We start from the raw sequence: 20,772 nt of genomic DNA on the forward strand, positions 1-20,772 counted from the left end.
TGAAAGGACAAGAGCCATGACCCGCATTCCCGGTGTCGATCCCACCACCGCCACGGGCCGCAGCGCGGAGCTGCTCGGCGCCATCAAGGCCAAGCTCGGCGTGGTGCCCAATCTCTATCGCGTGGTCGCCCATTCGCCCGCCGTGCTTGATGCGACTTTGGCCTCCGGCGAGACGCTCAATGGCGGCGTGCTCACCGCCCGCCAGCGCGAAGCCATCGCCATCGCCACCGCCGAGGCCAATGGCTGCGACTATTGCCTCTCCGCCCATGTGCTGCTGGGCCGGGGCGCGGGCCTGACCGAGCCGCAGATCGCCGCCGCCCGCCATGGCGCAAGCGGCGATGCCACCTTTGACGCGATCCTCGCCTTCACCCGCGCCCTCCTGGAGACGAAGGGCCATGTGAGCGATGCCGAGATCGCGGCCTTGCGCGCCACCGGCCTTGGCAACGAGGCGCTGGTGGAGATCGTGGCGCAGGTGACGCGCAACATCTTCACCAATTATCTCAACCATGTGGCCCGCACCGAGATCGACTTCCCGGTGGTGCGCACCGCCGCCTGAGCGGCCTTCGACACAGACGGGGCGGCCCTGATGCCGCCCCGCATGCCCCGTGGGAGACCTGTCATGACTCAAAGCTCATGCGACATCGCGTTCACGCCGACCATCCGCGCCGAGCAGGAGCGGCGGGGCTCGCGCGCCCGCTATGCGGCGGTGGAGGCGCAGGGCGGCTTCCGCAGCGATCTGTCGGAATTTCCGCGCGGTTTCCTCGCCCGCGTGGATACGGCGTTTCTGGGGACGGCCAATTTGGAGGGGCAGCCCTACGTCCAGCATCGCGGCGGCCCGCCCGGCTTCATCCGCATCGCGGACGACCATCATCTCGTGATGGCGGACTTCCGGGGCAACCGGCAATACATCTCCACTGGCAACCTTGCGGACAATCCGAAGGCCTTTCTGTTCCTGATGGATTACGAGAACCGCCACCGCATCAAGCTGTGGGGCCGCGCCCGCATGAGCGCCGACATCGTGACCTATGCCGAGGTGCTGGGCATCGATCCCGCCGACCGTAAGGTGGAGCAGGTGCTCGTCTTCGAGGTGGAGGCCTGGGACGTGAACTGCCAGGCCCATATCCCCCAGAAGGTGGACGCCGCCGCCGCCGCCCGCGTGGTGCTGGCGCTGCGCGCGCGCCTCGAGGCAGTGGAGGCGGAGAATGCCGAGTTGCGTGAGCTGCTGAAGCCGGAGGCCCGCGCCTGAGAGGCGAAACGTCTCGAAGGCCCGGACCCCGTGGCGTCTCTGGTCACCTCAGAATGGGGCGGCCGCCAGGGTGCGCCGCGCATAATAGGCGAAGGCGGCGCTGTTGCGCCTGGGGGTATTGATCCAATCGCGCGCCTCGCGGGCGAGGTTGGGATCGATGGGCTGGATCGGCCCCGCCGCCATAGCCATCAGTTGCATCTTTGCCGCGCGCTCGAACGCCAAGGCGATGACGCAGGCTTCCTCGACCGTGCGCCCCGCCACCAGCAGGCCGTGATGGGCCAGAAGCAGCGCGCGCTTGGTGCCCAGTGCCGCCGAAATCAATTCTCCCTCGTCATTGCCCACCGGAACGCCCGGCCATTTGGGCACGAAGGCCACATCCTCATAGAGGATGCAGGTGTCCATGTGAGAGACCTGGAGCGGCACCTCCAGCATGCTGAGGGCGGCGGTATGGAAGGCGTGGCTGTGAACGATGCAGGTCACGTCCGGTCGCGCCCGATACACCCAGGAATGGAAGCGGTTGGCGGGGTTCGGCATGCCCGTGCCTTCCAGCACGCGCAGATGCTCGTCCACCAGCAGCAGATTGTCGGGGCTGATCTCGTCGAAGCCGAGCCCGAGGCGCTGCGTCAGGAAGGTGCCCGCCGTCTCGCCGCGCGTGGTGATCTGGCCCGCAAGGCCTGAATCATGCCCGTTATGGAACAGGATGCGGCAGGTGAGGGCGACCTTCTCCCGCATGCTGTAGGTGCCCTCGTCCAGGTGCGCGCGCATGTCTTCCTGCGACTTGGCCATCAGGCTGGTCTTGTCGAGGCTGAAGCTGTCGGGCTGCCCCATGATCATATCTCCTGTCGGGATTCGGTGAGGTCGGACCGCCCGGGGAAGAGGGGCTCGTAGCCCGGCAGGGCCTCGATGCGCCGGAGCCAGTGGGTGATGGCTGGGAACCGCCCCGTGTCCAAGCCGCCCATGGCGGCAAGGCGCGTATAGGGATAGAGGGCAACATCGGCGATGCTCGGATGGGATGGCGTTGCCACCCACCCGCTCTCCCCCGCGGCTGCCAGCTGGGCCTCCAGCTGCCGTAGGGCTTCATCTGCCTGGTGGCGCCAGTGCGCGAGCAGATCGGTGGCTAACGGCCAGTCGGGATGCAGCGCCAGATGCAAGCGCAACTGGGCCAGTGGATGCATGTGCTGGGACTGCTCGAAGGACAGCCAGCGCAGCACTTCCGCCTGCGCGAGCCGCCCCTCGGGCCACCACGGCGTGCCGTCCGCCAGATAGAACAGGATCGCCAGGGATTCGGACAAGGTCCGCCCGTCCGGCAGCTGGAGGACAGGCACCTGGCGCAGGGCATTCAAGGCCGCGAAGGCGTCGGTCTTCAGGTCGCCGCGGTCGATGGACAGCGACGTGCGCTTCAGCCGAACGCCCAGGAAGCTCGCCAGCAGCCGCACCTTCCAGGCATTGCCGGAGCGCTGTGTGTCATAGATGCGCATCGGGCCCTCACTGGATGCTGATGTGAGCGGCTTCAACCACTTTCGACCAGCGCTCGGTCTCGGCCGCGATATGCCGGGCATAGGCTTGGTTTCCGATGGGCATGGGCTCGATCCCCAGTTCCTGGAACCGCGCCAGGAGGGTGGGATCGGCCAGGACCTGTGCGAGCGCGTCCCGGAGCACCGTCACCCGGCTGTCGGGTGTTCCGGCTGGGGCGAGAAGGGCATTCCAGGAACTGACCACCATGCCTTCCACGCCCTGCTCGGCGGTGGTCGGCAAATCGGGGAACGCGGCACTGCGCTTGGTGTCCGTGATGGCGAGGGCCTTCAGGCGTCCGCTGGCCTGGTGGGGCATCACCACGGGGATGGCGTCGCACACGATCTGGATCTGGCCGCTCAGTGCACCGTTGACGGCGTCGCCGCCGCTTTTGAACGGGATGTGCTCGATCTTCGTCCCGGTCAGAAGTTCAAGCAGCTCCAGGGCCAGATGGGGCGAGGAGCCGTTGCCGGCGGAGCCGAAATTCAGCTTGCCCGGTTCGGCCTTCGCCCGCTCCACGAGCGCCTTCAGGCTGTTCACGTCGAGCGCGGGGGAGACGGCGATGATATAGGGAGAATTGCTGACCAGGGAAATCGGGACAAAGCTGGCCGGGTCATAGGACAGGCGTGGATAGATCATCTTGTTGACGACCTGCGTGCCCACCGTTCCCAGAAGAAGCGTGTAGCCATCCGGTGCCGCAGTGGCCACCGACTGGGCCGCCGTGGCTCCCCCGGCGCCGGGGCGGTTCACGACCACCACCGGCTGACCCAGCCGGTCAGACAGGCCTTGCGCCACGAGCCGCGCCACCACATCGGTGATGCCACCGGCACCGAACGGGACCACCAGCTTTATGGGCCGCGTCGGAAAGTCGTCCTGTGCCTGCAGCGGGCTCACGCCGCCTGCGAAAGCCCAAGCCACCAAGAGGCAGAGGCCGGCCAGCAGCCCCCTGGTACGATGCCTCAACATCTGCTCCCTCCCTCGCTATTGTCAGCGTTGTGGGGGAGCAAAATCTGTTTCATAGATCGAGTCAACAAGTTTCTTGTAGGAAACAATGTCTCTGAATTTCAAGCTGCTGCGCCTGCGTGCCAATCTCACGCTGGAAGAGGTCGCCCAGGCCACGGGCGTCACCCGGGGCTATCTGTCCAAGATCGAGCGGGGTCTGGTGAAGCCGTCCGTGGGCTCCGCGCTGAAGCTCGCGAAGGTGCTGAACGTCTCGGTGGACGAGCTTTTCGGCGATGCCGAAACGGGCGACGCGGTCATTGTCACCCGGGCCAAGGAGGGCACGCCGCAGGATACCCTGCGCGGCACCCCCCGGCTGGTGGCCAGCACCCGGGGCGGACATCGCATGGTCGCCTTCGTCATGAGGCCGGGCGAAGCGCGGGAGCAAAGCCATCCCATGAGCCACCATGAGGGGGACGAACTGCTTTTCGTCCTGGGCGGTCGCATCCGCCTGGAACTGCCGAGCCGGGTGGAGGATCTCGAACAGGGTGACGCCGTCCAGTTCAATGGCGTGGTCCCGCACAAGATCACCTCGCTCAGCGGCGACGAGGCGGAGGTGCTGATCGTCATCCGGGTCGACTGAGCTCTCGCCCTCCGCATTCCCGATCGGGGCCGGCTCGGCGCCCCTTTCTGGCGGGATGTTCGCAGCATCGCCCGCCCATCACAGCGCCGTGACGCATGTAACGGCCAAGCCGTTTCCGTCGAATGGATCATCGGAACCCGGTCTTGCCCATCCATGGGCGGCCGGCAGATCCGTCCGCTCCACGGAGACCGGCATGCTCGAAAGACTGCCCGCCTATCGGCCGCTCACAGGCGCCGATTTGCCCCTGCGCCTCGCCCATCGCAGCGAGATGACCGACGCCCTCGGCCCCATCACAGGCTGGCGCGTGCGGGAGATCGGCGACGGCAATCTCAACCTCGTCTTCGTGGTGGAGGGGTCGCGCGGCGCGCTCATCGTCAAGCAGGCGCTCCCCTATGCGCGCGTGGTGGGCGAGGGCTGGCCGCTCTCGCTGGCCCGCGCCACCTTCGAGTTTCATGCCCTGACGCGGCTCGGCGCCCGAGACCCCGGGCGCATGCCCAAGGTGCTCGCCTTCGACGAGACGCAAGCGCTGATCGTGATGGAGCATCTGACGCCGCATCTCATCCTGCGGCGCGGGCTCATTGCCGGGGAATGCTACGACGATCTCGGCCGGCATCTGGGCCACTATCTCGCCCGCACGCTGTTTCGCGGCTCCGACCTTCATCTTGGTCCGGCGCGGCGCAAGGCGGACACGGCCCTCTTCTGCGCCAATGTGGAATTGACGGGGATCACCGAGGATCTGGTCTTCACAGATCCCTTCCTTGACCACCCCCGCAACCGCCACACGCCGGGCCTGGAGCGGGAGGCGGCGCATGTGCGCGCAGACCGGGCGCTGACGCTGGCCGCCTGCGAAATGAAGGCGCGCTTCGCCACGCGGTCGGAGACCCTGCTGCACGGCGATCTTCACACCGGCTCGGTCATGGCCACCGCCACCGATACGCGGGTGATCGACCCCGAATTCGCGGTCTATGGCCCCATGGGGTTTGATGTGGGCGCGCTCTTGGGCAATCTCTTCCTCGCCTTCTTCGCCCAGCCCGGTTTGCCAGCGGGCAGCGTTGACCGCGCCGCTTATGGGGCGTTCATCCTGGATCTCGCCGCCACCGTCTGGGCGAGCTTCACCGCGGAGTTTTCCGCCCTCTGGCATTCTGAGCGCGCGGGAATGCTGGGCGGGCGGGATGTGTTCGAGGGGCAAGGCGATCCGCGCGGCGCGGACCTCCTGCTGAAGGCGCGTCTTGGCGAAATCTGGGAGGACACGCTCGGCTTTGCCGGCATCGAGATGCATCGCCGCATTCTCGGCCTCGCCCATGCGGCGGAGTTGGAAGCGGTGGCCGATGAGCGAGTGCGCGCCGCCTGCGAGCGCCGCGCGCTGAAGGCGGGGCGGGCGCTCGCGGTGGGGCGCACGGGCTTCGCGCGCATGGCGGATGTGTGCGCGCTGATGCTGGACCTGGCCGGCGGGGCGCGGCCGTGAGGGCCGCCCCCGCTCCGCCGTCAGCGCCGCGAAATGGCGATGCGGATGGTCTCGTTCGCCGCCAGCGGCGTGCCGTCCTTGGCCATCCAGTCGGGCAAGGCGGCAAGGTCCGCCCGGTCGAGATCGAGCAGGTTGATATGCCGTCCGAGGCTCGCCACCGCCTCCAGCGGCACGCCCACGGGGCGCCCGCCAAGGCCGAACCAGCCGCCATAGGGCATCACCAGCACGAGCCCGCCCTCCGGCGTGCGCACCACCTCGGTGACGAAGCCGAGCGTGCGGTCGTCGAAGTCGAGGACCGCCTGGCCGATCAGGTCGCCCACGCGCGCCTTCTGGGGAAAGCGGCGCTCCATGCGCTGCTGCGGGGTGAGGCCATCCTCCTGCGCTACCGGCTGGGTGTGCGCCCCGCCTTCGCGGCGGGTGACTTGTGGGGTGCTTTGCGGCCCGTCATCGGCGCGGGCGGGACCGGCCAGTGGCACGGCGAGAAGCACGGCGGCGAGCGTGGAGGTGAGAAGAAGCTGGCTCTTCATTTGGATGTATGTCCGAATTGAAAGGGTGAATAGAAAATATATCTGAAATTGAATTTCGTAAATCTAAATAAAGCGGGGCAGAAAATGTCGGATATATCTCTTCATATGGGGCGTGTTAGAGATCGCGCGCGCCGTCTGCATCCGCTTCCATTGCGGATTATGCATTGGGTCAATGCTGTAACCATGGTCGTCATGATCATGAGTGGGTGGAAGATCTACAATGACGAAGTGATCTTCGGCTTTCTCCACTTTCCCGAGGAGATCGTGCTGGGGGTGTGGGCGCAGCATGGGCTGCAATGGCATTTCCTCGGCATGTGGGTGCTGGTGCTGAACGGGCTCGCTTATCTCGCCTATGGCATCCTCTCCGGCCGCTTCCACCGCATGCTGCTGCCCATCCGGCCGCGCGAGGTGGTCGCGGAGGTGATCGCCGCGCTCACCTTCCGCCTGAAGCACGACGATCTCACCCACTACAATGCCGTGCAGAAGACCCTTTATGTGGGCGTGATCGGGGCCATCATCTTCCAGGTGGTCACCGGCCTCGCGCTGTGGAAGCCCGTGCAATTCCAGGGGCTTGTGAGCCTGTTCGGCGATTTTCAGGGCGTCCGCCTCGCCCATTTCCTCGGCATGGCGGCCATCGTCCTGTTCCTGGTGGTGCATGTGAGCCTCGCGCTCCTCGTGCCGCGCACCATCCTGGCCATGCTCACCGGCGGCCCCCGGCTGCCCGATGCCCCTCCCTCCGACCGCTGAAGGCGTGCCATGTCGCTCCGCAGACGTCCCTTCTCCCTCTTCCGCCCGCAACAGGTGCCCGACCGCGGCGTGCTGGTGGAGAACCGCAAGCTGGTTGAGGCCATCGACCGCCGCAAGGTGCTGCGCGGGGCGCTGAGCCTTGGCGCGCTCACCTTGCTCACGGGCTGCAACGTCTCGCAGGACGAGAGCGTGCAGACCGTGCTGCGGGCGGTGTCCGACTTCAATGACGGGGCCCAGGCCGCTTTGTTCGACCCCAACAAGCTGGCCCCCACTTATGACGTCTCGCAGGTGGTGAAGCCCCCGCGCTTCAATGCCTATTACGAGATCGAGGATGTGCGCCCGGTGGACCTGTCCACCTGGAAGCTGGAGCTGGCCGGCCTCGTGAAGGACAAGCGCCCCTGGACGCTGGACGCCATCAACGCCTTGCCGCAGCAGGAGGAGATCATCCGCCACATCTGCGTGGAAGGCTGGGACTATATCGGCCAGTGGTCCGGCCCCAACCTGAAGGACTTTCTGACCCGCGTCGGGGCGGACCTCAGCGCCCGTTATGTGGCCTTCCATGGCGCCGACGATTACATGGAGAGCATCGACATGGCCTCGGCGCTCCATCCGCAGACCATCCTGGCCACCCATTATGCCGGCGAGCCTATCACCGATCCCTATGGCGCCCCGCTGCGCCTGCGCACGGCGGTGAAGCTCGGCTTCAAGAATCCCAAATGGGTGCGGGCCATCGAGGTGACCAACACCTACCAGCAGGGCTTCTGGGAGAAGCAGGGCTTCAACTGGTTCTCCGGCCTGTGAGGGACCGCCCTGCGGCCCGGCACGGCCTAAACCCATGCTGAGCCTGCCGTCCGTCCTCGCGTGCGCCGCCATCGCGCTCGTCCTGTGGGGCGGGCCGGGATGGCTCCTCGCCACGCGCCTGCGGCTGGGGCTCGGGGGGAGCCTTGCGCTTGCGCCCGCGCTCGGCTGGGCGGTGCAGAATGCGCTGGCCTTGCCGATGGCGCAGCTGTTTGGCTTCTCGCCCGCCACGAGCCTTGCCGCCTCGCTGCTGGCCGGCGCGCTGGCGCTTCTTGCTGCCCCGCAGCCGGGGAAGCGGGCGCCCATGGCGCCGTTGCTTCTGTTCGCCGGGGCGGCGGCCCTCGTCGCTTTGCTGGCGGCGGCGGCGGTGTGGCCGAAGGCGGGAGATGGCGGCGTGCTGCTCTCCGCGCCCCTCTTCGATCATTCCAAAGTGGCGCTGATCGATGCCATCCTGCGGGAGGGCGTGCCTCCTGAAGATCCCGTCTATGGCGGTGCGCCGCTCACGGTATCTTATTATTATCTCTGGCATTTCGGCGCTGCCCAACTGGCCGGTCTCGTGGGCGCCACGGGCTGGGCCGCGGATGCGGCGGGAAGCTGGTTCACCGCCTTTGCCGCGCTCTGCCTCATGGGCGGGCTGGCGGCGCGCCTACGGCCGGGACGGCTCGCGCCAGGCCTGGTGCTGGTGGCCGCCCTCTCCGGTTCGCTTCGCCCCGCGCTGGCGGCGTTCGTGGGGCAGGCGGTCCTCGACAAGGTGCTGGAACCGGCGAGCGGTCTGGCGGGGTGGCTGTTCCAGGTGAGCTGGAGCCCCCATCACGTGATGGCCGCCTGTTGCGCGGTGCTCGTGCTCGGCCTGTTCCAGCGCCTCGCCGGCCGCGCGGGTCGGCCGGAGACCCTTCTGGTGGGTCTTGTGCTCGCGCTGGTCCTGGCGGCGGGCTTCCAGGCCTCGCTCTGGGTGGGCGGCATCATGCTGGCGCTGGCCGGAGGCGCGGTTGTGCTGGCGCTTCTGCGCGGATTGCCGCCCCGGCGGCGGCTGGCCTTTCTGGCACTGTGCCTTGGCGCGGCGCTGCTCGCTTTGGGGCTGAGCGCCCCCCTGCTGCACGCCCAGGCCGAAGCCGCGGCGGCGCGTGGCGGCGGGGTGCCGCTGGCGCTCGGCTTTTATCCGGTGCTGGCGCCCGATCTGCCGCATGCCGTGCGCCAGCTTCTTGATGTGCCGGCCTATTGGCTCGTCTTCCTGCCGCTGGAACTGCCTCTGGTCTTCTTGCCCGGCGCCCTCTGGCTGCTGCGCGGCCGGGGGGAGGACGCGCGCTTCACCCGCCTGCTGGCCCTGTTCGCCTTCGTCAGTCTTGCGGGCGGCTGGGTGCTGGTGAGCACGGCGGGGGAGAATAACGATCTGGGCTGGCGCGCCGTGCTGCCGGGGCTTCTCATCCTTATCCCGGCCGCTGCCGCGCAGGCGGCGGAGTGGATCGCCCGGCGGGCCCGCGCACGGCTGGTGGCGCTCGCGGTGGCGACGGCGGCGGGTCTTGCCGGCGGTGCCGTGGTCGGGGCGGGGAATCTGCGCGGGGTGCCGTCCCCTTCGGCGCAGGATTTCGCGCGCGCTCCCGACCTCTGGGCGGCGGTGCGCCGCCATGCGGGGCCGCAGGACCGGGTGGCCAACAATCCCGCTGCGTTCGCGGACATGACCCCTTGGCCCGTAAACATCTCCTGGGCGCTGCTGTCGAACCGACCCTCCTGCTTTGCGGGCAACGAACTGGCTCTGGCCTTCGCGCCTCTTTCGCCGCAGGCGCGGGCGGAGCTGACGGACCTGTTCGCGCGCGTCTTCGCCGGCACGCCGCAGGCGGACGACGTGGCGGCGATGGTGCATCGCCTCAATTGCCGGGTGCTGGTGGTGACGCCTCGGGATGGGGCCTGGGAGAACGATCCGTTCCGGGGCGCGCCGGCGCTGCGCCTCGCGGAAGAGGCGCCCGGCCGCTGGCGCATCTATGTGGCCGAGGGGTCAGGACAGTGACAGCACCACCACGCCGGCGACGATGAGCGCCGTTCCAGCGATCCGAGCCGGCGGCATGGGTTCGCCCAGCACAAAAGTCCCCGCCAGCGCCACCATCACGAAGCCGAGGCCGAGGAACGGATAGGCGAAGGAGACATCCACCTCCCGCAGCACCCGCAGCCAGATGAGCAGGCTGAGGCCGTAGCAGGCGAGCCCCGCCAGGATGCCCGGCCGCAGCACGAACAGCGCCAGCGCGGCAAGCCCGCTCTCGGCCTGGGGCACGCGAGCCCCCCAGCGCAGGAGCACCTGTGCCGAGGCATTGAGCACGACGCTCGACAGGATCAGCGCCAGCGCGCCGGGCAGGCTCATGAGGCGCGCCGGGTGGGTGCCGCGCGCGCGCGGGCCTCCGCCGCGAAGGCGGCGATGCCGGCGGCGAAATCCTCCTGCGGCCGCCAGCCCAGATCCTCCCGCAGCCGGCGGGAATCGGCGGTGATGTGGCGGACATCCCCCAGCCGGAAGCCGCCGGTGATGACCGGGCGCGGGCCGGCAAGGGCGGTGGCGAGGGCGTCCGCCATCTCGCCCACGGTGCGCGGCGTGCCCGATCCCACATTGAAGGCGGCAACGCCCGCCTCATGCCGCTCCAGGGCCGCCACCGTGGCGGAGGCCACGTCGCGCACATGCACGAAGTCGCGCCGCTGGCCGCCATCCTCGAACACGCGCGGCGCCTCGCCCTTGAGCAAGGCCGAGGCGAAGAGGGAGGCCACCCCCGCATAGGGCGTGTCCTGCGGCATGCCCGGCCCATAGACATTGTGATAGCGCAGCGCCGCCACGCTGCCTTGGGTCATGCGCGCCCAATTGGCGGCGTAAAGCTCCTGCGCCATCTTGGAGGTGGCATAGGCGTTGCGCGGATCAAACGGGGTTGCCTCATCCACCAGGCGATGCGCCAGCGGGCGGGCGCAATGGGGGCAGCGGGGCTCGAAGCGGCCGGCGGCAAGGTCTTCCGGCCGGCGGGGCGCGGGGGTGACGGCGCCATGCTCGGCGCAGTCCGCCTGCCCCTCCCCATAGACAACCATGGAGCTGGCCAGCACCAGCCGGGGCACGTTCCGCCGGGCCATGGCCGCGAGCAGGATGGCGGTGCCCGTATCGTTGGTGCCGGCATAATCGGGCATGTCGTCGAGGCTCACCCCGAGCCCCACCTTCGCGGCCAGATGCACCACCGCATCGACCCCCTCCAGGGCCTCCATCACCAGGGCGGGATTGCGCACATCGCCTCTGAAGAAGGCGACGCCCGCGGGCGGACGCCAGTCGCCGGAGCGGTGCACGTCGGCGCGCAGGCTGTCGAGGACGCGCACCTCGTGCCCATTGCGCAGCAGCGCGGCGAGCACATGGGTGCCGATGAAGCCGGCGCCGCCGGTGAGCAGGATGGTCATGGCGAAGTCCTCGGGAGGGGAGCGGGGGGCGCGGGCGTGCGGCGCAAGGTGAGGGCCAGCCGCAGGAAGGTGAGGGTGATGCGCATGGCGGCGTTCAGGCCCGCCACCAGATTGCCGGACACCTTGGAGACTCCGCCCCGCCGGCAGCGATGGTCCACCGGCACCTCCAGGCAGACGAGGCCGAAGGCGGCGGCACGCATCTGCATTTCCAGGTTCCAGCCATAGGTTTCCTCACCCATGCCCAAGGCGGCGAGGCGGTCGGCGCGGATGGCGCGCAGCGGCGACATGTCGGTGAAGCGCACCCCATAGGCCGCGCGGAGCATCACCCCCGCCAGGCGCCCCGCCACCAGCTGCTGGGCCGTCAGGCTGCCCGCCTCGCGATGGCCGCGCAGCCGCGAGCCCATGACGAAGTCGGCGGTGCCGGCAATCACCGGCCCGGCCACGTCCCCAAGGAAGCCGGGCACGTCGCTGCCATCCCCATCCAGGAAGCACAGGACCGGCGTGGCGGCGGGCGCCGCCTTCGCCCCCGCCGCGCAGGCCCGGCCATAGCCGCGCTCCGGCGCCGCCACCACCCGCGCCCCCGCCGCGCGGGCTTCGTCCGCCGTGTGGTCGGTGGACCCATTGTCCACCACGACCACGGCGCCGACCCCCTCCGCCAGCACCTCGCGCACCACCGCGCCGATGGCCTCTTCCTCGTTCAGGCAGGGGATGATGACGGCCACAGAAGACAGATCCACCCGCGCCATCACGCCGCCTCCCGGCCCGCTTGGCGGGCGGCGAGGAAGGCGGCGGTGGCGGGGGCCGGCGCGCCGGCATGGCGCAGCGCCTCGGGCAGGGGGCGGCCGGCGAGGTCATCCTCCAGCAGGGCATAGGTCGCCGCATCGTCCACGTCGTACCAGGGGGCGAGGACGCGCACCGGCAGGCCGATGGCTTCCGCGCGGGTGAGCGTCTCCGCCAGCACCGTCTCGGTGCTCCAGGCGATGTCGGCGAACAGGCGCGGCTCGCGATAACTCAGGCCGATGAAGGTGTAGCCGCCATCAAGGGCCGGCCCCACCACCACCGGCGCGCCCTCTTCCAGCGCTGCCATTGCCTCGCGCAGCAAAGCGGCGGGCAAGGTGGGGCTATCGGAATTGATGAGGATCGCGCCCCCATGGCCGGCGGCGAGAAGATCGGCCACCCCCCGGTCGAGGCGTGCGCCCAGGTCGCCCTCGCCTTGCGGCACGAGGCCCACCCCCTCCGGCAGCAAGGCGCGCAAGGCCGCCTCGCTGCCCACCGGCGTATAGACCGCATAGGCTCGCGCCCGTCCCTCAGCTTCCAGGCTGGCCAGCGTCCGGGAGAGGTCGCGGATGAAGCAGGCGGAGAGAGCGGCGCACGCCTCCGGCGCCAGAGGCGGGGAGAGGCGGGTTTTGGACGCGCCCGGCCGGGGCGTCTTGCAGAGGATGGCGAGGGCGATGGTGGACATCGTGTCACCTCATCGGGTTGGACGGGAGGGGAAGTCGGGCAGGAGATGATCGAGCGCCTGCGCCAAGTCGTGGAACAGGTCGTCGGGGTCTTCGAGGCCCACGGACAGGCGCAAGAGATCGTCGGGACAGGGCGAGCCCGGCCCTTCGATGGAGGCGCGGTGCTCGATCAAGCTCTCGGATCCGCCAAAGGACGTGGCGCGATGCCAGAGCCGCACGCGCCCTGCCGCCGCGATGGCCGCCGCGGCCCCCTCTTTCACCCGCACGGAGATCATGCCGCCAAAGCCCCCCGTCATCTGCCGCGCGGCGATGGCGTGGCCGGGATGCTCGGTGAGGCCGGGATAAAGCACATCCGACAAGGCGGGATGGAAGGTGAGGCGCACGGCGAGGCGCGCCGCGCTGCGGCTCTGTTCGCGCACCCGCAGGTCCAGCGTGCGCAGGCCGCGCATGAGAAGCCAGGCCTCGAACGGGCCGAGCACGGCGCCATGATGCTCCCGCACCTGCCGGATGCGGCGCCACAGATCGCTCTCGCCGGCGGTGGCGAGCACGCCGGCGATCACGTCGGAATGGCCGTTCAGATATTTGGTGGCCGAATGCATGACGAGGTCGGCGCCAAAATCCAGGGGGCGGCTCAGCACCGGGGTGGCCACCGTGGAATCCGCGCACAAAAGCGCGCCGGCCCGGTGGGCGATATCAGCCACGGCGGCGATGTCGGTGAGGGTCCACAAGGGATTGCTGGGCGTCTCGATCCAGACGAGGCCCGTCTCGCCGGGCCGCACGGCGGCGCGCACCGCGTCGAGATCGGCCATGTCCACGAAGGTGACCCGATGGCCATAGCGCGCGGCCTCGGTGAGCCATTGCTTGAAGCCGAAATACATGTCGCGCGGGGCCACCACATGGGTGGGGGCAAGGGCGAGGAAGACGGTGGTGGCCGCCGCCATGCCGGAGGTGAAGAGCAGCGCCTCGCTCGCCCCTTCCAGCTCCGCCAGCTCGTCCTGCGCCTGCTGGACCGTGGCATTGTCCTTGCGGCCATAGACATGGCCGGTGCGATAGCCGTTATCGGCGTCGCGGATATAGGTGGCCGAGACGTCGATGGCCGGCGCCAGCGCCGTCGTCAGCGGGCGCCGGACGGCGCGGGCGCGGGCGGCCAGCGTCCGCGGCTTGGGGATGAAATGGGGCCGGTCGTCCATGGTCCGCTTTTGGCTGTGGCGCCCCGCTGGCCGGCCGGGAGAGCCGGCGGCCGTCGGGGGTCACAGGGCCATACGCGGGCGGTGTGCGACGCGTTACGCGGCGGCGGGGCCGTCGCGTTTTCGTGAACGGTCGGCGGGGCGCGGTCTCAGGACCGCCGGGATTTTCCCGGCGTCTTGGCAGAGGCGGTCTTGGCGCCGGCCTTCCCGGTGGGTTCTGCGGCCAGCGAGGCTTCCAACTGGGCCTTGGTGGCGGCGATGTGCCGCCGCATGAGGCGCTCGGCATCATCCGGGCGGCGCTCGGCGATGGCGGCGAGGATCTCCCGGTGCTCCTGGAGCGCGCGGGCGCGCTGGTCCATGTCGCCGGACACGCGCTTGAGGCCCACCCGCATCTGGCCTTCCAGGGTCTGGAGCAGGTCATAGAGGCGGCCATTGCCCGATTGCTGGCCGATCACCGCATGGAATTCCGCATTGGTGGCGAAATAGGCCTCGGCGTCATTGCCCTCCACCGCGCGGGCCTGCCGCTCCAGGATCTCGTCCAGCAGCGCCATATGGGCATCGTCGATGCGCTCGGCGCACAGGCGCGCGGAGAGCGCCTCGGCGAACTCGCGCACCTCGTGGATTTCAAGAAGATCGCGCGGCTCGATGGTGACCACCACCACGCCCTTGCGCGGCTGTTCCACCGCCAAGCCATTGGCGACGAGGTTCAGCACCGCCTCGCGCACGGGGCTGCGGGAGACATCCAGCTGGCGGGAGAGCTCGGGCACGGAGAGTTGCTGGCCGGGCTTCAGCCCGCCTTCGAAAATGGCTTCCTTCAACGATTCACTCACCGCATCCACCAGCCGCATGGCGGGCCGCAGCTTGGGCAGCTTGTCCATTCGTTCCTCAGATCCCTCGCCCGTGAAGCCGTGTTGTCTGTCCGATATAGACCGTCCCGCCGGGGCTTGTCCTCCCGGCGGGAGGGCGCGGGGCCTACTTGAACGTCACCTCGTCGATGCCGGTGACGGCGGTGCGCAAGAAGCCGGTCTGCTTCATGAAATCGGCGAGGCCCTCAATGCCGGCGGTGCTGTCGGTGAAGTCGGTGTCGGGGTCCTTCAAGAGGGCCATGGCCTCCTCGGCGGTCTGGCGGCCGCCCATCTCCTGCGCCACGATGCGCCCGGCCTCCAGCGGGTCCTTGGCGATGAGGGCGATGGCGGCGGCGATGGCCCCTTGCAGGGCCGCGATGATGTCCGGGCGCGCGGTGCCGAATTTCTCGGTGGCGAAGGCGATGGCGAAGGGCAGGGGGCCGAAGGCCTCCTTGCTGTCGGCGATGCGCCGCGCCCCACGCGCCACCGCCTGGGACTGGAAGGGCGGCGAGGACATGTAGCCCGCGATCTGGTTGGTCACCACCGCCTGCAAGGCGTCGGGATGGGGCATGGCAAGCATGCTGGTGTCCAGCGCCTTGGCATCGCCGAACGCCTGGAGGGCGAGCTTGCGCAGCACGAAGGCCTGGTTGGTGTCGGGCGCGGGCACAGCGATCTTCTGCCCCGGCTTGAAGTCCTTCACCGACTGGATGGCGGGGTCATTGGTCACCAGCCACAGATTGGTGCGGTTGAGCACCGAGACCGCCTTCACCTTGAAGCCCCGGTCGCGGCCCACCAGGAACGGGGCGACGGAGCCCGCGCCCACCTGCACGTCGCCGGCCAGCATGGCCTCGCGGATGGCGGCGGAGGAGGCGATGGTCTTCCAGTCCATCTCCACCTGCCCCACCTTCGCCTCCACCGGGCGATTGGCCTTGGCGATGAGCAAGGGGGCATAGGACAGGCCCGGCAGCATGGCCACCGTGACCTTGGTGGCCTCAGCCCGCACCAGAGCGGGGGCGCACAGGGTGCCGGCGGCGCTGAGCAGGAGGGTTCGGCGCGTGATCATGGATCGGGTCCCCTATCTGGTCGTTTGGGTCGAGGATTGCTGCTTCATGCCCCAGCGCACGATGGTGCGGCGCTCGATGGCGGCGAGGACGAGTTCCAGCGTGATGCCGATGAGGGCCACCGAGATGATCCCGGCAAAGACCTCGTCGGTGCGCAGGAAGTAGCGGGCGTCATTGAGGAAATTGCCGAGCCCGCTCTTGGCGCCGGAGACCCCGAACACCAGCTCGGCGGCGATGATGGTGCGCCAGCCATAGCCAAGGCCGGTCTTGATGCCGGTCATGGTGTGGGGCAAGGCGGCGGGAAAGAGCACGTCGGTGATCATCCGCCACCAGCTCAGGCCAATGTTGCGGCCTACATTCACCAGCGTCTGGTTCACCGTGCGAAAGCCGGTGGAGAGCGCCAGGGTCACCGGCCAGAGCACCGCATTCACCACCACGAAGATCAGCGCATTGACGTTGAGCCCGAACCAGATGAGCGCGATGGGCAGCATGGCCACCGAGGGCAGCGGGTTCAGCATGGAGGTGAACAGCTCCACCGCATCGTCCGCGAAGGTGGAGACGCGGGAGAGGACGGTGAAGATGAGCGCCAGCCCCATGCCGATGGCCAGCGACAGGGCCAGCAATTGCAGCGTGGTGAGGGTCGCCTGGGCGAGGCGCCCGGAGGTCCAGCCCTCCACCAGCGCCTGCCCGACCTGGAGCGGCGGCGGGAAGATGAGCGGGTCGACGCCCGAAAAGCGCGTATAGGCTTCCCACGCCGCGATGAGCATAAGGAATTGCAGCGCCCGGCGCAGGGCCACGGGCAAGGCGGCCCAGCGCAGCTTCAGGCGAGGGGCGGGGGCGGCGTCAGTCGCCATGGACATGGCTTGCTCCTTCTCCCATCACGCCCGCCACATGGCGGCCGATCTCCAGCGCGCGCGGGGAGGAGGGCTCCCGCGCCGCCCGTGCGTCCACGATCTCCTTGATGCCGGAAGGGTGGCCGTCGAGGATGATGATGTCGTCGCCCAGCAGCACCGCCTCGGCGATGGAATGGGTGACGAAGAGAACGGTCGCCTGCGAGCGGCGCACGATCTCCAGCAATTCCAGTTGCAGGCGCAGGCGCGTCTGCGGATCAAGGGCGCCGAAGGGCTCGTCCATGAGCAGCATGGCGGGGTCCATCGCCAAGGCGCGGGCGATGGCCACGCGCTGCTTCATGCCGCCGGACAATTGGTGGGGGAAGCGATCCGCCGCATGCTCCAGCTTCATCAGCGCCAGCAAATCGCGGGCGCGGGCATCGGCTGCGGCGCGGCTGCGGCCGATGCGGCGCTGGGGATAGGCGATGTTGTCGAGCACCGTGCGCCAGGGAAAGAGCTGGTCGAATTCCTGGAACACCACCGCCCGGTCGGGGCCGGGCCGGTCCACCGCGCGGCCATTCACCTGGAGCGTGCCCTTCAAGGGCGAGAGGAAGCCCGCCACGGCTTTGAGGATGGTGGACTTGCCGCAGCCGGAGGGGCCGAGCAGGATGGCCGTCTCGCCGCGCGCCGCGGTGAAGGTGACATCCTTCACCGCGGTCACGGTCCCCGCCGGCCCGCCATAGCCCAGATGCAGGCCGGTGACGGCCAGCATGGGGCGTTCAGCGTCCGGCACGGTCTGTGCCTGAACCTGTCGCATCGTTCGTTCCTGTCTGGTCGGTTGTTCCTGCCTCTGCGGGCCGGTTTGGGTCCTGGTGTGGTGGTTAGATCACGGCGATGGCCTCGATCTCCACTTTGGCGCCGAAATGCAGGGGGCCGGTGGGCACCACCGAGCGGGCGGGGCGATGGTCGCCGAAGAAGTCCGCATAGGCGGCGTTCACCTCGTCCCAGCCGGCAATGTCCGAAATGTAGAGGGTGGTCTTGGCCACCCGCGTGCGGTCGCAGCCGGCGGGCTTGAGGATGGCCTCGATGCTGGCGAGCGCGAACAGGGTCTGCTCACGCAGCGACCGGCTCGGGTCCTGCCCGCGAAGCACGCCCAATTGGCCGGACACATAGACCGTGCCGCCGGCCACGATGGCCTGGGAATAATGCCCGCCGGGGGCGGGAGCCTCGCGGCTCATGACGCGGGTGAGGGGCGGTTGGGTGGGGTTCGTCATTTGGATCACCAGCCGGAAATGCGGGGCCAGAGCGCGCTCACCCGGCCGTCGGTGATGACCGCATACTGGTCATAGGCCGCGCAGGTCAGGCAGGCGTGGTTGGGCAGGATGCGCACGGTCGCGCCCACGGGCAGGCGGGCGAACCAGGTTTCGTCCTCCACCGGCACATGGCCGTGCTCCTGGTGGACGGCGGTGACCGATAGGGCGCCGAGGCGTTCGCCGGTGACGGCATCGCACACATAGCCATAGCCGGCATCGGGCAGGAATGTGTTGGCACCGATGTCCTTGGTGAGGGCCAGCGCCCCGGCATCGAGGATCAGCGCGCGGGCGGCATGATTGTGGCCGATGACGGTGGAGAGCACGGACACCGCAATGTCCTCCACCGTGCACATGTGGCGGGAGAGCTGGGCGAGGTCCCAGAACATATAGATGCCCGCCCGCGCCTCGGTGACGCCCTCCAGGTGGTCCGCATGAAGCACGGTGGGCGTCGAGCCGATGGAGACGATCTCCACCGGGATGCCCGCCGCGCGGATGGCCTGCGCGGCTGAAACCGCCGCGTCCCGTTCGAGCGCGGCGAGCTTCACCACGTCGGGGATCTGGTCGCTGCCATAGGAATGGCCCGCATGGGTCATGACCCCTCGGAAATCCAGGTGCGGCGCATGGTGGATGGCGCGGGCCAGTGTCACCACGTCCGGCGCGTCGGGCAGGAGGCCCGAGCGGTGCTCGCCGCAATCGATCTCCACCAGGAAGGAGAGGCGCGTGTGCGCCTCGACGCAAAACGCCTCCGCCGCCTCGATGACGGACACAGCGTCGGTGACCAGCAGCAGGTCCACTCCCGATGCCCCGATGCGGGCGGCGCGGGCGAACTTGCCGGGCGCGATGGCGGTGGCGAGCAGGATGTCCTTATAGCCGGCGGCGGCGAAATATTCGGCCTCCTTCAGGGTGGAGACGGTGATGGCCCCAGGACCGTCGGGCAGCGCCACGCGGGCCACGTCCACGGATTTGGCCGTCTTCAGATGGGGCCGCAAGCGGACGCCGAGATCCGCGCAGCGCGCGCGCATGCGGGCGGCATTGGCCTCCAGCTTTGCGCGGTCCAGCAGCAGGGCCGGGGTTTCGAGATCCTGCGCGGCAAAGCCGAGAGGGGAGGGGGCCGCTTCCATGTCACACCAGCTTCAGGAGAGGGTCGAGGGAATCGGCAATATAGTCCGGCCGGGCCGCATCCACCGGCTTTAGCCCCATGCGATTGTGCCAATAGACGGACATGCCCACGCCGCGCGCGCCCGGCACGTCGGAGGCCGATCCCGCCACGAAGAGGGTGCGGGCGGGGTCGACGCCGAGCTTCTCCAGCACCGCCCGATAGGGCTCGGGGCGGGGCTTGTAATAGCCGGCATCCTCGGCCGTCACCACGGCGGCAAAGTCCGTGCCGGTGCGGGAAACGGCGATGGCGCCCAGCGTGCGGGAGCAATTGGTGGCGATGCCCAGCGGCACCTTGCGGGCGAGTTCCGCGAGCACGCCCTGCGCCTCCGGCCAGCAGGTCAGCTCCGCCTGGCGGTCCGCCAGCGCTTGCGCCCAATCCACCGGGAAGCCGCAGGCCTGCGCAGCCTCGGCCACCAATTCCTCATAGGGCCGATAGCTGCCGCAGCCATAGGTGAGTTCGAGATATTTGCGCCGCCAGCGCAGCCCCGCCTCGGGCGAGCCGGCAATGTCGTTCCACAGCGACCAGGAATCGATCAGCGCGGTCAGAAGATCGAACACCACCGCGTCATAGCGGGCCGCGCCCGTCCTGTTTGCCCCGTCCATCATCCGTCCTCCTGCATGTTACATGTAGCATGTAGTTATGGGAGTCAATCGCTTCCCATCTGCAAGGGACGCCGGCGCGAGAAAAATGCGGGGGCGAGCGCAACCTTCGGTGTGCCCGGCCGTTATGCCCTCGGCTCGCGTGCGGGCCGGATGCCCCGTGGGCGCGATGGCCCGCAGGCCCGGCCACCGGCCGCGCGCCAAGTCCGCCATCCCCGGCGGCCGCGCGAAAAGCGAAGAAGAGGTTCTCCATGGCCATGTCCAAGAGCAGCCGCACCGGCACCCCGTCGAAAGCCACCAGCGCGCCCAAGGCGCCCGCCAAGGCCAGCACTCCGAAGGCGTCCCCGGCAAAGGCCGCTGCCGCCAAGCCCGCCGCGATGAAGAGCAAGCCCGCCCCCCTGTCGGACACCGCCGCCGCATCCGCTCGGGAGCGCCGCCTCGGCCCGCTGCGCACCCCCACCGATCTCGGCGCCGAGGCGACGCAGGACATTGCCGCCGCGCTCACCCGGCTGCTGGCGGACATGTTCGTGCTCTATGTGAAGACCAAGAATTTCCACTGGCACGTCTCCGGCCCGCACTTCCGCGACTATCATCTGATGCTGGACGAGCAGGGCGCGCAGATCTTCGCCACCACCGACGATCTGGCCGAGCGCGTGCGCAAGGTGGGCGGCACGACGCTGCGCTCCATCGGCCACATTTCCCGCCTCCAGCGCATCCCGGACAATGAGGCTGATTATGTGACCGCCCCCGACATGCTGGCGGAGCTGGCGCAGGACAATATCGCCCTCACCACCTATCTGCGCGAGGCGCATGCGGTGTGCGAGGACCATAACGACATCGCCTCCACCAGCCTGATCGAGAACTGGATCGACGAGGCCGAGCGGCGCACCTGGTTCCTCTACGAGGCCACCCGCTCCAACCACTGAGGCGGGATTTCCCGCCGCCTCTCGCGTGCGCGGGGCGGCGGGCACCTCATGACGAATGAGGTGCAAAGTCGTTTGAAATCAATGGTGTCCCTTCGGGCCTT

The 20,772-nt window shown here is 69.0% G+C and carries 24 protein-coding genes; 8 read left to right on the top strand and 16 right to left on the bottom strand.

Going from position 1 to position 20,772, the window contains the following annotated elements; translation table 11 throughout:
* Positions 1-16 precede the first annotated feature (16 nt).
* Positions 17-556 carry a carboxymuconolactone decarboxylase family protein gene (locus J5J86_RS14505; protein WP_209099169.1) on the top strand — a complete coding sequence of 180 codons (540 nt, stop codon included), beginning with the start codon at positions 17-19 and terminating at the stop codon, positions 554-556.
* 63 nt (positions 557-619) lie between these two features.
* Positions 620-1,246, top strand: a complete 627-nt coding sequence (locus J5J86_RS14510) for a pyridoxamine 5'-phosphate oxidase family protein (protein ID WP_247657614.1) — start codon at positions 620-622, stop codon at positions 1,244-1,246.
* Between the two features lie 48 nt (positions 1,247-1,294).
* Here the strand turns inward: J5J86_RS14510 and J5J86_RS14515 are convergent, their stop codons facing one another.
* Genes J5J86_RS14515 through J5J86_RS14525 form a run of 3 tightly spaced genes read right to left on the bottom strand, consistent with a single transcriptional unit; the run spans position 1,295 to position 3,724 of the window.
* Positions 1,295-2,074, bottom strand: a complete 780-nt coding sequence (locus J5J86_RS14515) for an aldolase (protein ID WP_209099171.1) — start codon at positions 2,072-2,074, stop codon at positions 1,295-1,297.
* 2 nt (positions 2,075-2,076) lie between these two features.
* Positions 2,077-2,724 carry a glutathione S-transferase family protein gene (locus J5J86_RS14520; protein WP_209099173.1) on the bottom strand — a complete coding sequence of 216 codons (648 nt, stop codon included), beginning with the start codon at positions 2,722-2,724 and terminating at the stop codon, positions 2,077-2,079.
* Positions 2,725-2,731: 7 nt separating this feature from the next.
* Complete coding sequence (locus J5J86_RS14525; protein WP_209099175.1) at positions 2,732-3,724, bottom strand: Bug family tripartite tricarboxylate transporter substrate binding protein; 993 nt, start codon at positions 3,722-3,724, stop codon at positions 2,732-2,734.
* An 85-nt stretch (positions 3,725-3,809) separates the two neighbouring features.
* On the opposite strand from J5J86_RS14525, the gene J5J86_RS14530 reads away from it, so the two are divergent.
* Positions 3,810-4,340 (top strand): helix-turn-helix domain-containing protein, encoded by a 531-nt coding sequence (locus J5J86_RS14530; RefSeq protein WP_209099177.1) that lies wholly within the window; start codon positions 3,810-3,812, stop codon positions 4,338-4,340.
* Between the two features lie 193 nt (positions 4,341-4,533).
* The gene (gene mtnK / locus J5J86_RS14535) at positions 4,534-5,805 is read left to right on the top strand and encodes an S-methyl-5-thioribose kinase (protein WP_209099178.1); all 1,272 of its coding nucleotides are present in this window, start codon (positions 4,534-4,536) and stop codon (positions 5,803-5,805) included.
* A 20-nt stretch (positions 5,806-5,825) separates the two neighbouring features.
* Here the strand turns inward: mtnK and J5J86_RS14540 are convergent, their stop codons facing one another.
* Positions 5,826-6,332 carry a PRC-barrel domain-containing protein gene (locus J5J86_RS14540; protein ID WP_209099180.1) on the bottom strand — a complete coding sequence of 169 codons (507 nt, stop codon included), beginning with the start codon at positions 6,330-6,332 and terminating at the stop codon, positions 5,826-5,828.
* Between the two features lie 84 nt (positions 6,333-6,416).
* On the opposite strand from J5J86_RS14540, the gene J5J86_RS14545 reads away from it, so the two are divergent.
* From J5J86_RS14545 to J5J86_RS14555, 3 genes are read left to right on the top strand one after another with little or no spacing between them, the layout of a single operon-like run.
* Positions 6,417-7,079 (top strand): cytochrome b/b6 domain-containing protein, encoded by a 663-nt coding sequence (locus tag J5J86_RS14545; protein WP_209099182.1) that lies wholly within the window; start codon positions 6,417-6,419, stop codon positions 7,077-7,079.
* Between the two features lie 9 nt (positions 7,080-7,088).
* On the top strand, positions 7,089-7,880 hold the full coding sequence (locus J5J86_RS14550) for a molybdopterin-dependent oxidoreductase (protein ID WP_209099184.1): 792 nt from the start codon (positions 7,089-7,091) through the stop codon (positions 7,878-7,880).
* 34 nt (positions 7,881-7,914) lie between these two features.
* Positions 7,915-9,882, top strand: coding sequence for a hypothetical protein (locus J5J86_RS14555; RefSeq protein ID WP_209099186.1), 1,968 nt, complete (start codon positions 7,915-7,917; stop codon positions 9,880-9,882).
* Here J5J86_RS14555 and J5J86_RS14560 read toward each other — a convergent pair.
* The 12 genes from J5J86_RS14560 to J5J86_RS14615 all read right to left on the bottom strand — a co-directional run bounded on the left by J5J86_RS14560 (position 9,871) and on the right by J5J86_RS14615 (position 19,751).
* The gene (locus tag J5J86_RS14560; RefSeq protein WP_209099188.1) at positions 9,871-10,230 is read right to left on the bottom strand and encodes a hypothetical protein; all 360 of its coding nucleotides are present in this window, start codon (positions 10,228-10,230) and stop codon (positions 9,871-9,873) included. The genes J5J86_RS14555 and J5J86_RS14560 overlap by 12 nt on opposite strands.
* The gene (locus J5J86_RS14565) at positions 10,227-11,291 is read right to left on the bottom strand and encodes an NAD-dependent epimerase/dehydratase family protein (RefSeq protein WP_209099190.1); all 1,065 of its coding nucleotides are present in this window, start codon (positions 11,289-11,291) and stop codon (positions 10,227-10,229) included. The genes J5J86_RS14560 and J5J86_RS14565 overlap by 4 nt, the downstream gene beginning before the upstream one ends.
* Entirely contained in the window at positions 11,288-12,037 is a 750-nt protein-coding gene (locus J5J86_RS14570) for a glycosyltransferase (RefSeq protein ID WP_209099198.1), read from the bottom strand. The genes J5J86_RS14565 and J5J86_RS14570 overlap by 4 nt, the downstream gene beginning before the upstream one ends.
* The gene (locus J5J86_RS14575) at positions 12,037-12,753 is read right to left on the bottom strand and encodes a TIGR04282 family arsenosugar biosynthesis glycosyltransferase (RefSeq protein ID WP_209099200.1); all 717 of its coding nucleotides are present in this window, start codon (positions 12,751-12,753) and stop codon (positions 12,037-12,039) included. The genes J5J86_RS14570 and J5J86_RS14575 overlap by 1 nt, the downstream gene beginning before the upstream one ends.
* 9 nt (positions 12,754-12,762) lie before the next feature.
* Positions 12,763-13,941, bottom strand: a complete 1,179-nt coding sequence (locus tag J5J86_RS14580; protein WP_209099202.1) for a trans-sulfuration enzyme family protein — start codon at positions 13,939-13,941, stop codon at positions 12,763-12,765.
* Positions 13,942-14,087: 146 nt separating this feature from the next.
* Positions 14,088-14,816, bottom strand: coding sequence for a GntR family transcriptional regulator (locus J5J86_RS14585; RefSeq protein WP_209099204.1), 729 nt, complete (start codon positions 14,814-14,816; stop codon positions 14,088-14,090).
* Positions 14,817-14,910: 94 nt separating this feature from the next.
* Entirely contained in the window at positions 14,911-15,846 is a 936-nt protein-coding gene (locus J5J86_RS14590) for an ABC transporter substrate-binding protein (protein ID WP_209099206.1), read from the bottom strand.
* A gap of 12 nt (positions 15,847-15,858) precedes the next feature.
* On the bottom strand, positions 15,859-16,704 hold the full coding sequence (locus tag J5J86_RS14595; RefSeq protein WP_209099208.1) for an ABC transporter permease: 846 nt from the start codon (positions 16,702-16,704) through the stop codon (positions 15,859-15,861).
* The gene (locus J5J86_RS14600) at positions 16,688-17,491 is read right to left on the bottom strand and encodes an ABC transporter ATP-binding protein (protein WP_209099210.1); all 804 of its coding nucleotides are present in this window, start codon (positions 17,489-17,491) and stop codon (positions 16,688-16,690) included. The genes J5J86_RS14595 and J5J86_RS14600 overlap by 17 nt, the downstream gene beginning before the upstream one ends.
* Positions 17,492-17,555: 64 nt before the next feature.
* Positions 17,556-17,948 (bottom strand): RidA family protein, encoded by a 393-nt coding sequence (locus J5J86_RS14605; RefSeq protein ID WP_209099212.1) that lies wholly within the window; start codon positions 17,946-17,948, stop codon positions 17,556-17,558.
* A gap of 5 nt (positions 17,949-17,953) precedes the next feature.
* Positions 17,954-19,108, bottom strand: a complete 1,155-nt coding sequence (locus tag J5J86_RS14610) for an alanine racemase (RefSeq protein ID WP_209099214.1) — start codon at positions 19,106-19,108, stop codon at positions 17,954-17,956.
* Between the two features lies 1 nt (position 19,109).
* Positions 19,110-19,751, bottom strand: coding sequence for an HAD family hydrolase (locus J5J86_RS14615; protein ID WP_209099216.1), 642 nt, complete (start codon positions 19,749-19,751; stop codon positions 19,110-19,112).
* Between the two features lie 371 nt (positions 19,752-20,122).
* Between J5J86_RS14615 and J5J86_RS14620 the strand changes: the two genes are divergently transcribed.
* Positions 20,123-20,671, top strand: a complete 549-nt coding sequence (locus J5J86_RS14620; RefSeq protein WP_209105403.1) for a Dps family protein — start codon at positions 20,123-20,125, stop codon at positions 20,669-20,671.
* Positions 20,672-20,772: the final 101 nt, after the last annotated feature.

Source organism: Aquabacter sp. L1I39, from assembly GCF_017742835.1.
GTDB lineage: Bacteria > Pseudomonadota > Alphaproteobacteria > Rhizobiales > Xanthobacteraceae > L1I39.